General features: G+C 46.5%; 14 protein-coding genes and 1 tRNA gene. 4 read left to right on the forward strand and 11 right to left on the reverse strand.

The features are described from left to right. The first annotated feature begins 270 nt into the window (after nt 1–270). On the forward strand, nt 271–381 hold the full coding sequence (locus ACQY2W_RS07000; protein WP_428050738.1) for a type IV pilin protein: 111 nt from the start codon (nt 271–273) through the stop codon (nt 379–381). Next, a complete protein-coding gene (locus ACQY2W_RS07005; protein WP_428050739.1) occupies nt 368–832 on the forward strand; it encodes a type IV pilin-like G/H family protein in 465 nt (154 codons plus the stop codon). The genes ACQY2W_RS07000 and ACQY2W_RS07005 overlap by 14 nt, the downstream gene beginning before the upstream one ends. Nucleotides 833–889: 57 nt before the next feature. Here the strand turns inward: ACQY2W_RS07005 and ACQY2W_RS07010 are convergent, their stop codons facing one another. From ACQY2W_RS07010 to ACQY2W_RS07040, 7 genes are all read right to left on the reverse strand, one after another. Continuing rightward, complete coding sequence (locus ACQY2W_RS07010; protein ID WP_428050740.1) at nt 890–1,486, reverse strand: outer membrane beta-barrel protein; 597 nt, start codon at nt 1,484–1,486, stop codon at nt 890–892. 72 nt (nt 1,487–1,558) lie between these two features. Beyond that, nucleotides 1,559–1,885 carry a hypothetical protein gene (locus tag ACQY2W_RS07015; RefSeq protein ID WP_428050741.1) on the reverse strand — a complete coding sequence of 109 codons (327 nt, stop codon included), beginning with the start codon at nt 1,883–1,885 and terminating at the stop codon, nt 1,559–1,561. Between the two features lie 357 nt (nt 1,886–2,242). After that, a tRNA-Leu gene (locus tag ACQY2W_RS07020) sits at nt 2,243–2,326 on the reverse strand. Nucleotides 2,327–2,389: 63 nt separating this feature from the next. Next, the gene (locus tag ACQY2W_RS07025) at nt 2,390–3,301 is read right to left on the reverse strand and encodes a PfkB family carbohydrate kinase (protein ID WP_428050742.1); all 912 of its coding nucleotides are present in this window, start codon (nt 3,299–3,301) and stop codon (nt 2,390–2,392) included. 2 nt (nt 3,302–3,303) lie between these two features. Continuing rightward, nucleotides 3,304–3,990 (reverse strand): SurA N-terminal domain-containing protein, encoded by a 687-nt coding sequence (locus tag ACQY2W_RS07030; protein WP_428050743.1) that lies wholly within the window; start codon nt 3,988–3,990, stop codon nt 3,304–3,306. Nucleotides 3,991–4,000: 10 nt separating this feature from the next. Further along, nucleotides 4,001–4,393, reverse strand: a complete 393-nt coding sequence (locus ACQY2W_RS07035; protein WP_428050744.1) for a bactofilin family protein — start codon at nt 4,391–4,393, stop codon at nt 4,001–4,003. A gap of 17 nt (nt 4,394–4,410) precedes the next feature. Continuing rightward, a complete protein-coding gene (locus tag ACQY2W_RS07040) occupies nt 4,411–5,331 on the reverse strand; it encodes a M23 family metallopeptidase (protein ID WP_428050745.1) in 921 nt (306 codons plus the stop codon). Between the two features lie 60 nt (nt 5,332–5,391). On the opposite strand from ACQY2W_RS07040, the gene ACQY2W_RS07045 reads away from it, so the two are divergent. Both ACQY2W_RS07045 and ACQY2W_RS07050 read left to right on the forward strand, forming a co-directional pair. Continuing rightward, nucleotides 5,392–5,871: a TlpA family protein disulfide reductase gene (locus ACQY2W_RS07045; RefSeq protein ID WP_428050746.1), complete on the forward strand. Its 480-nt coding sequence runs from the start codon at nt 5,392–5,394 to the stop codon at nt 5,869–5,871. A gap of 236 nt (nt 5,872–6,107) precedes the next feature. Beyond that, complete coding sequence (locus ACQY2W_RS07050) at nt 6,108–6,608, forward strand: type IV pilin protein (RefSeq protein WP_428050747.1); 501 nt, start codon at nt 6,108–6,110, stop codon at nt 6,606–6,608. On the opposite strand, the gene ACQY2W_RS07055 is transcribed toward ACQY2W_RS07050, so the two are convergent. The 4 genes from ACQY2W_RS07055 to ACQY2W_RS07070 are packed head-to-tail and all read right to left on the reverse strand — an operon-like array spanning nt 6,601 to nt 9,476. Next, a complete protein-coding gene (locus ACQY2W_RS07055; protein ID WP_428050748.1) occupies nt 6,601–7,899 on the reverse strand; it encodes an SPL family radical SAM protein in 1,299 nt (432 codons plus the stop codon). The two genes, ACQY2W_RS07050 and ACQY2W_RS07055, sit on opposite strands and share 8 nt — an antisense overlap. After that, on the reverse strand, nt 7,889–8,812 hold the full coding sequence (locus ACQY2W_RS07060) for an aldo/keto reductase (protein ID WP_428050749.1): 924 nt from the start codon (nt 8,810–8,812) through the stop codon (nt 7,889–7,891). Before ACQY2W_RS07060 ends, ACQY2W_RS07055 begins: the two co-directional genes overlap by 11 nt. After that, nucleotides 8,812–9,180: a CoA-binding protein gene (locus ACQY2W_RS07065; protein WP_428050750.1), complete on the reverse strand. Its 369-nt coding sequence runs from the start codon at nt 9,178–9,180 to the stop codon at nt 8,812–8,814. Before ACQY2W_RS07065 ends, ACQY2W_RS07060 begins: the two co-directional genes overlap by 1 nt. Then, nucleotides 9,180–9,476 (reverse strand): YbaB/EbfC family nucleoid-associated protein, encoded by a 297-nt coding sequence (locus tag ACQY2W_RS07070; protein ID WP_428050751.1) that lies wholly within the window; start codon nt 9,474–9,476, stop codon nt 9,180–9,182. Before ACQY2W_RS07070 ends, ACQY2W_RS07065 begins: the two co-directional genes overlap by 1 nt. Nucleotides 9,477–9,782 lie beyond the last annotated feature (306 nt).

A 9,782-nucleotide genomic window follows, 5' to 3' on the forward strand; every position in this document is an offset into this window, starting at 1 on the left:
AGCCACACTGTTTTTGTTGTGTTCTTTTGCTGTTGTTGTTTATCCGCCCCTTGAGTGCTGTTTATAAAAAGCGCCGAAATGGATAAGAAATTTTTCATGTTTGAGCGTTAGCGAGTTTGAAAAATTTCCCATTTCGTCTGCTTTTTATAGCACCCAGGGGCGGCACTCTTTTGCTAGCTTTTCTGGTGCCAGAAAAGCGGACGGGGCTTGACAAATCAAAAAAAAAAACGATAATAAAGGGACGCAAAAAACAACAAAGGAGTAAACAATATGAACAACCAAAAAGCATTTACGTTAATAGAACTTTTAGTCGTGGTGTTAATCATCGGCATATTGGCGGCGGTGGCTCTGCCGCAATATCAAAGTAGTGGAGCGCAGTAAGGCCACACAAGCCCTTACGTTATTAAAAGCCGTAGCCCAAGCCCAACAGGCCTATTTGCTTGCCAACGGCGAGTACGCTACCAAATTTGACGAGCTCGCCGTTGATATCCCATGGACGGGAAACACGCAGTTTCTAGTAGGTACCGAAACGGACACGAAATCGGACTCAAATTGGACCATACAAATAGAAGATGCCCGCAGCGGTGGCTACGGAGTGAATCTATATATGATACGCACAAACGGCAAATACCAAGGGGCCGGTTTTCGGTTTAATCTAATGAGCGGCCTATCTGGAATCTATCAAGATCTACCTATTTTATGTATGGAAAGAACAAGCGGGGCGAACATTTTATTTGATTCGTCTTTATCCGCAGGGGCTTATTGCGTGCAAATAATGAAAGGAACTTTGCGCGGCGAGAGCCAATTCAACCGTATTTATGACCTCCCGTAATAAAAAAGCGGCAGATAAAAAATCTGCCGCTTTTATTCTGCCTCAATAAATATACTATCAGAAACGCACACCCACGCGCACGTTTAATACGCGCTCGGTGCGCTTATTTGCATGCAAAAGTTTATCAATTTCTTTATGCGGAAAATATGACAACTGCCCCTCTGCGCCGATAAACCATCCGTGCGAAATTTCCACATCTAAACCCAAAGCCGCCAGCATATACCCGTTGTGTTTAGTGTGCTTAACCAGGTGCGCGTACGATACTTCCTGCGTGCGGTAACCGCTACCCAGCAAGACGTATAAATTAGGTCGTGTGTCCGGTGTAAGTATCCACTTGGTAAGCAGGTCATAACGCGTATCTTTGTACGTATTGTCACCCACAAAATCTTCTTTATCAAACCAAGTCCCTTGCAGCCCAACGCCCAACCAACGCACCGGATAATAGAGTCCGCGCGCCGTCAAGCCGTCCTCGCTTTTGAACATACGTTCATCGGCGCCGTCGCGTACTTGGAAGTTGGAACGGGTTACCCCCACAGATACTTCCCAACGCGGGGCGGACGAAACCGTTTGTTCAGTTTCGCCTGCGTGATATACTTGACCGAACATCATGGGGGAAAGAACGGTCAAACAAATACTTGTAACTAATTTTTTCATAGTGGGAAAAACCTTCACAAAAAAGCCGCACTAAACAGGCGGCTTTTAAGAACTTAATTTTCCTAAACCATATTAGCGGTCGTTGAGAATATGCCAAATGGTGGTGCGAGAGATTTTTTGTTTCTCTTTGCATATCACTTGACGAAGCTGTTCCAACGACAGTTCAGGATGTTTTTTATGATATTGCTTTACAAAAGCAACCGTTTCCGGGCGGATAAGCCGCCGGCGCGCTAACGGATGCGCATTGGACGGATCAGCATGTTTTACTAAAGCCATCCAACGGGCCAGCGTGGCGCGCGGAGTTTTGTATTTTTCAAAAACGGCTTGCCAACCGTTCTCTTTGTAGAAGCGAACAATCGCTTCTTTTTCACTCAGTGTGTGTATGTTATATTTTGCCATACTTTTATTGTATATCATTTTTTTAATTAAGTCAAGCTCTTTTTTAAATATTTTTTTAACTATTTTATAACCGCGGCAGTATGTTACAATTTTTACGCGTTGGCGGCCCACAGGGTCAGCGGGCGTGGGCTTCAAGTCCCTTACGCGCACCCAGCAGTGGGTGCAGACTTGCCCTACATAAATTTCCTGACGGAAATTTTGCCCGGGCCCGCCCTCGCGGTTTTTGCCTTTCGCGGCTTACGCACGCTCAAACAAAAACATCGCTCCGGGCTTCAAGTCCCTTACGCGCACCCAGCAGTGGGTGCGCTCCCCGACAAAAATTTAAAAACCACCTTTTCAGGTGGTTTTTTAAATTTTTACCGGGGAAGGGACTTGAACCCTTAAGCCCGTGCGGGCAATAGTTTTTGAGACTATCCTGTATACCAATTCCAGCACCCCGGCTTAAAATCTCTATTCTTATTTTACCAAATTTCACACAAAAAGAAAATAATTTTATACCGCGCTCTAGTCAAACGACAACATCGTAGTATAATCTTTCAAGCGTTTATTGATATCGCGCTTAGTAAGCCCGGCCAACCGCGCCACACTAAACGATTCAATCGTAAACGAGGCCATTACGTTACCAATCATCATCGCGCGTTTGATAGATTTAAGCGTGTCCCAGTTTTTCAAACTGGCTAAATAGCCGGTAAATCCGCCGCCAAACGTATCGCCTGCGCCCGTGGTATCGTGTACGTGTTCCAAAATGTACGGCGGCAATTGGGCAATCCCTTTTTTGCTAACGAGCATAGACCCGTTGGATCCCAGTTTGATGATTACGTATTTGACGCCTTTGGACAGCAATATCTTGCCGGCTTTTATTAAATTATATTCGCCGGTCAGTTGGCGCGCCTCTGTTTCGTTTAAAAATAAAATATCAATACGTTTGATTACTTTGAGTAGCATTTCTTTTTTGGACGAAATCCAATAATTCATCGTATCGCACGCAACCAAACGCGGTTTTTTAACTTGTTTCAAAACGGACAGTTGCAACTCCGGATCTATATTAGCCAAAAAAACAGCTTTGGCATTTTGCTGTTGCAACGACAAGACCGGGTTAAAATCTTGGAACACATTTAAATCGGTAAACTTAGTAACGGCCGTATTGAAATCTTTATCGTAACTACCGCCCCAGTGAAAAGTTTTTCCCTCTTTGACTTGCAAGCCGGACAAATCTACGCCGCGTTTAATGAAAGGGGCGCGGTCTGTATCGGTAAAGTCCGTGCCGACCACCGCCACCACCGACGGTTGCACAAAATAACTGGCACAAATTGAGGCATAACTGGCCGCACCGCCCAACACACGTTTGACGCTTCCGTTGGCATTGTCAATGGTATCAAAGGCCACAGAACCCACTACTAACACTTCACTAACCATACTTAGTCCTGTAAAAATGTTTTGATAGTTACACGTTGGTTGAATGCATCAAAGAACGCTTTTTGGGCCGTTTCCATTTTAGTATCCATGAGTTGTTTGGCAAAATCGGCCTTGTTTTTATCAAAATTTTTCAAATTGCCGTGTTGAACCTGATAAGCATATTGAATTTCCGCCGGCGTCAATTTATAAAGAGAATATAACGTCACACGGTAGCGGTCCGCCAATTTACTTTGGCGCAGTTGTGCTTCAAATTCAGCGGGCGTAAAGCCCGTAGCCCGGCGGACCGCATTTTCATACGCCACCCGGTTAAACTGACCTTGCGCTCCACCAAAAAACGGCGAGTGTTGGATATCAAACGCCACTTCATAGTCAGACACCGCCATTTTAGCTTCACGTGCAGCTTGCGTTAATACTTCTTCGCTAATAAGTCCGGCCAATACTTGCTGGCGTAAAAAATTCAACATATTTTCGTCCACGTCCATGCCTTGTTGGCGCAATACTTGGGCGCGGTCTTCGGTTAGTTTGCTAAGACGGCGGTAGGAAATTTCTTCCGAGCCGACTTTGGCCGCCACCGTGCTAAAATTACCGCGGTGGTAGGCATCTAACCCTAAATAGACGATACTGCCTAAAAAGAAAGCTAACGTAACAATGAGGATAATTTTTTTGTACTTAATCAGAAACGAAATCATGTTTTCTCCTTTATGCAACTTGTTCTTGGGCGGGAACGGGGCTTTCTTCTTCCACTTCGCCAATGACACATTGTCCGGTGATCCGGCCCCCTTCCTCCACCATCATTTTTTTAGCGCGGATATCGCCTTTGATAGAAGCCGGGCCCAGCACTTCCAGCATTTCCGCACACACATTTCCTTCAATTGCACCGCCGCATACTACCATCTGCGCCGTTACATCGCCCTTGATTTTCCCTTCGGAACCCACAATTACGTGGCGGGCATTATCTACATTTCCTTCTAATGTGCCCTCTACCCGCAGCGAGCCCTGCACGCTAAGCGTACCTTGGAAATAACATTCCGCACTCACCACCGAGTAATGTTCACCCGAAGAAAAATCTGAATCTTTTTTCAAAAAACCCATAAAAACTTCCTCCTAAATTATTTAAAATAGTTTCGCGGATTGACGGCTTGTCCGTCTTTCCACACTTCGTAATGTAAATGTGTTCCGGTGGAACGTCCGCTGGAACCCATGGTGGCGATTTTATCGCCACGTTTTACCACATCGCCTGCTTTTACCTGAATGCCGGTCGTATGGGCGTACAACGTAGAATACCCAAATCCGTGATCTACCAAAATAGCTTGCCCGTAACTGGGCACCCACCCCGCATGACGCACAACACCGTCGGCGGTTACCAAAATAGGGCTATCGGGCTTGCCCGCAAAATCTACGCCGTTGTGGCGTTTGGTGGTGCGGTGTCCGAACGGGTCTAACCGATATCCGAATCCCGAGCTGATCGGCGCGCTGGACGGGCGGATAGACGGCGTGGAGTTCAGCCCCTCGCGGCGGTTGGCGAAGTACCAAGCGATTTCTTGGAAACTGGCCAAACGCATTTTGGCACTGTCCTCTATTTTATCAATATACGACTCAAAATCTTGCGTGGAAAGTTCCTTTAAATCTTTTTGGAACATTTCGCGCGCTTGTGCATCTTCTCTTTCTTTAGCGGCTTCCCACCCTTTGGGCAAGTTGATAAATTTGCCGCCCGGCATACCGAGCATTTGGCGCATTTGCGTATCGGTAGTGCGGGTAAGCTCTAAATACTTGCGGCCGCGTTCCAATTCATCGCCAATCAGTTTCATTTTCATACGCATCAACTGATTATCGGCTTTGGTAATTTGGTAATCATACCCTCGGGCAAAGAAAATGAATCCGGCTAACGTCACGCACAACCAAACAATAAAGAGCAGCACGAGCGTTAGTACACGCATTTTGAATTTAAATGAAGACCCAAAGCGCGGCATGACCAAAATATCTACACGCTCGCCAAGTAACCTTCCAAAATGATTGATTCTTTTCCCCATCTTTTGTATTCTATCATAATAAAAGCCCCTTGGGGGATTTTTCAATATAAAGGAGAGAATATGAAAAAATTAGTTTTAGCCGTTGTCTGCACTTTGGGAATGACCGCTTGCTTGCAATCGGTCCCGCCGGTAGCTACGCTACCCGAAGTACAACTACCCGCCGTGGAAACAGAAATCTGGAACTCGGCCGATTATAGCGGAAAACCCGTGATGATTGTATTTATGGGGTCGTGGTGTCCGTGGTGCAAAAAAACGATGCCGGCCGTCATGGAAGTAGCCAACGAATTTGGCGACCAAGTTGAAATCGTGGCCGTATTTATGGATAACGACGCCGCCCCCGTTCAAGCAGCCCTCAAAGAGCATAACTTTACTGTTAAGTCGCTCTATGACGGCGGAGAATTGGCCGAAGGCGTTGGCGTACAAGGATTACCGCATACGGTACTGTTTGACAAAAAGCACCGCATGATTAAAAAATGGGAAGGTTTCTCACCCGACCGCGCCAACGATTACCGCGAAGCGTTAAATAAACTGGTCAAATAAATCTGTACTGATTTAAACCCCGCCAAACGGCGGGGTTTTTTTATGTCTTTTTTCTGCCCCGGCAAAGGGGCGTTGCAGAATAACACGAAGTTCCCCCTTGCGAAAGATAACATCATACACATACAGAGGTTTGAGGCCTCTTTGCCCGTACGGCGAGTACCCCGGCAAGGGGGTTGACAAATCAAAAAAAAAAACGATAATAAAGGGACGGTAAAAAACAAATAAGGAGAAACAACATGAAAAGCAAACAAGCATTTACACTTATTGAATTATTAGTCGTTGTACTTATCATCGGCATTTTAGCGGCGGTAGCGTTGCCCAAATACGAAATGGCGGTGGAAAAGGCACGTGCATCAGAGGCATTAACCATTCTCAAAGCAATTGCAAATGCTAACCGTGTTTACTATATGGCAAACGGTACATACCCCGAGAATATAGACGATTTAGATATTGAGATCCCCGGGACTTCAACATATACAGTAGCGGGAACCCGCAAAAGTTCAAAGTATTTTCAATATGGAACACACGCATGGAACGATGAAAACAATGCCGTTATTGCTATTGCACAACGCATACCGCAAAGCACTTTTTATTCTTTCAATTATTATCAAGTAAATGACACCATCTGCTGTTTTGGATATTCTGCCAAAGGAGTACAAATGTGCAAAACATTCAGTAATGGCAAAACCAATGCGACCAACACATCAAACCAATATACTTGTTATCAAATCAATTAAACATCTTAGCGACCTGCGGGTCTTCCATGCACAAATAGACGTGCGCTTTGGGAAAGGTTTTGCGAAGTAGCGGCACGAGGAATTGATACGCCGCGATGCGTTGGCTGTCTCCGTAGCGCATTTTGCCGTCAAAATCTAACAAAAACTCGCCGTCCAACATAAAATTATTAGGAAAGCGCATTTCAATTTGCTTTTTGAGCTCGCGGCTAAAGCGCAGCGTCCCCACGCTGATCCAAGCAATTTTATCCGCGGGCAACGTGTCGGCCATTTCTTGTATAGTACGCGCATAATCTGGCTCATATCCGTCGTAGATAACCACCGGGTCAAAGTGAAAACCGATACGATATCCCGCACGGGCCACTTCGCACGCGGCTTGCAAACGCGCGGTTAAACCGGGCGTAAAATGTTCGGCTTCATCGGTAATTTTAGAAGAATTAACCGACCACGACACCACCACATTTTCACATCCCCCCACCTTTAACAGCCCGCCGATATTCACACTTTTTGTTTTGAACTCAAACTGCCACTGCGCACGCGCGCGGAAAAACGGCACGAGTGCTTGCGAATATTGTGTAATATCGTCAAACACCAACGAGTCCGTAAACTCCCCGCTGCCGATACGCGGCCTGTCAAACGGCCCCTTGTTAAAATTTCCCCCGTCCAGTTTTTGCAAAAATTCATCCACGTTGGCGGGCCATAAAATCGCGTGCAGATTTTGGTATTGTTGCAAGAAACAATACTCGCACTCAAAGCGGCACCCAAAACCCAAATTGATCAAATTATACCCGCACCCCGCCGAGCCGCAACTGCACGGACATGGTTTTAGAAAATCGTATTTTTCTTGGTGAATTAACAGCGTTTCGGTGCGGCGTGAAAAATCGGCACTGCCCACTTGGGTTTTCCCGTCGGTATCTTTAAACTCGGCATTGGGAAAAGCCGCCCGCACACGCGCGGCGAGTGGCGAATTTTTGACGGACGTTTCTATAAAAACGGTTTTCGGATAAAACGGCCTTGGGGTTAAATCTGCGCGTAATTTTTCGTCCGATTCCAGCTTAGGCAAGTAAAATTGTTTTTTATTTGCTGTTTTGAAATTCACGGGATAGCGGCGTTTGAGTAGCGCGGTTTTGACGCTTTCAAACGTATCATTTTTAGACGGAATTAAAATTTGTTGCGGCGGTAAATTTTCGCGCTTGGCAATTTCGTACACAAGCCGGGTAAGCTCGCGCAATTTGTTTACGCCCACTTTAGGCAGTACGGTTTTAACAAAATTTTCCAACTCGTTAATTTGCATCTTTCCCCTCTAAAAATAACATTTCTTGCGGCGTTAATTTTACGTGCAACGCCGCCGTATTTTGCCGCACTTGCTCTTCGTTCCGTGCCCCGAAAAGCACGTGCGATACGCCCGGTTGTTGCAACGCCCACGCCACGGCAACTGCCGCGGGAGTGGTATTTTTTTGACGGGCCGTTTCCCGCACGCGCGAAACAATTTTTTGTGCGTCGTCAAACGCAGTTCCGCGGTAACATTTATAAAAATAATTGCGCGCATCGGCCCGTCGCAAATTCGGCGCGGTTTTATATTTGCCGCTTAAAATGCCGCCGCACAACACGCCGTAGCCGATAAACCGCGCCCCGCACGCGCGGCACGCGTCCAGCACGTCCAATCCTTTTTGCGGGTGTAATAGTGAAAATTCGTTTTGCACGGAAAAAATTTTTGCCGCTTGCGTGCACGCGCGAATTTGCGCCGCCGACACATTACATAAACCGATGTAACGGATGAGCCCTTTTTCTTGCAACCGTGTTAAGGTGGCCACCGCGTCTGTCAGCAGTACTTTCGGGTCCGGGTAGTGGATTTGATACAAATCTAAATAGTCGGTTTTTAAACGTGTTAAGCTTTCCGCAAGTTGTTTGTAAATGGCTTGGGGGTGCAAATCGTGATCGGTCCAACTGCCGTTTTTAACAAGCCCGCATTTTCCGGCTAAAAAAACTTTTTCCCGTCGGCCCTGTAAGACGCGGCCCAAAAAGGTCTCGCTTTGACCGTTGCCGTACACGGGGGCGGTATCAATAAAATTTATTCCTTGTTCCAACGCCGATAATACCGCTTTTTGGGCCGCGGGTTCGTCCAATTCCCCCCAGTCATACCCGCCGCCAAACGGCCATGTGCCGAGCCCCAAGCAAGAAATTTTATCGTCGGAAAAATTTACCATTACCAAAATCCGTTTTCTGCCATAAAACAACTGTTTACGGCGTGAATGCCCGCAGCCGTGGCGGCCTGAAAAGCACTTTCCGAGCGTGCCCCGGGCTGAAACCAAATTTCGCGCACGCCGCCTTGGATACATTGTTCCACCGCACCGGACAAGGCAACAGGCGGCACAACCATAATAGCCACGTCCACGTTGGCTGGCACGTCTGCCAGACACGTCAAAAACGTATTTCCTTTAATATGTCCGCCCTTAGGGTTAATGCCGTACACGGTTAAGCCGTTAGCGGCTAAATCGGTTAAAATTTTGTAGCCGAACTTGGACGGATCTTCCGACGCGCCAAACACGGCTATTACTTTATCTTGGTAATTCATTATGCTTGCGGGAGTCCGCCCAAACCGCCCATGGCTTGTGCGGCCATGGCTTGCGTGTCGCGCACGGCTTTATTAAAAGCGTCTTTGATGTCTTTGGCCAGTTCTTCTTCAGAAAAATTTTTAGCCAGCGGATCAATGCGCACTTCTTTTACTTCCATAGACCCGTTCATGGTAATTTCCACCAAATGGCGCGGGCTGTCGGTTTTGATGACCATATTATCCAGCCGTTTTTTGAGTTCTTCCATTTGGCTTTTGAGCTTCCACAAATCTTTCAATTGTCCCAGTTTATCAAACATAATTTCCTCCTTATATGTATAAATTTTACCAATTTACAAGCCCGCTTGGCCCGGTTTTGACGTAGATACGCTATTAGGCCTCACGCCTGCCCCCGGCAAGAGATCGTTGCAAAATAACACGAAGTTCCCCCTTGCGAAAGATAACATCATACGCATACAGAGGTCCGAGGCCTTTTGCCTGCCCCCGGCAAGGGGGTTGACAAATCAAAAAAAAAAACGATAATAAAGGAACGCGAAAAAATATATAAGGAGAATTTTATGCAAAAAAATATAAATGTAGGTCAGGCTACGCCTGACAATGTTTCG

The sequence above is a fragment of the Candidatus Avelusimicrobium caledoniensis genome (assembly GCF_902756455.1).
GTDB lineage: Bacteria > Elusimicrobiota > Elusimicrobia > Elusimicrobiales > Elusimicrobiaceae > Avelusimicrobium > Avelusimicrobium caledoniense.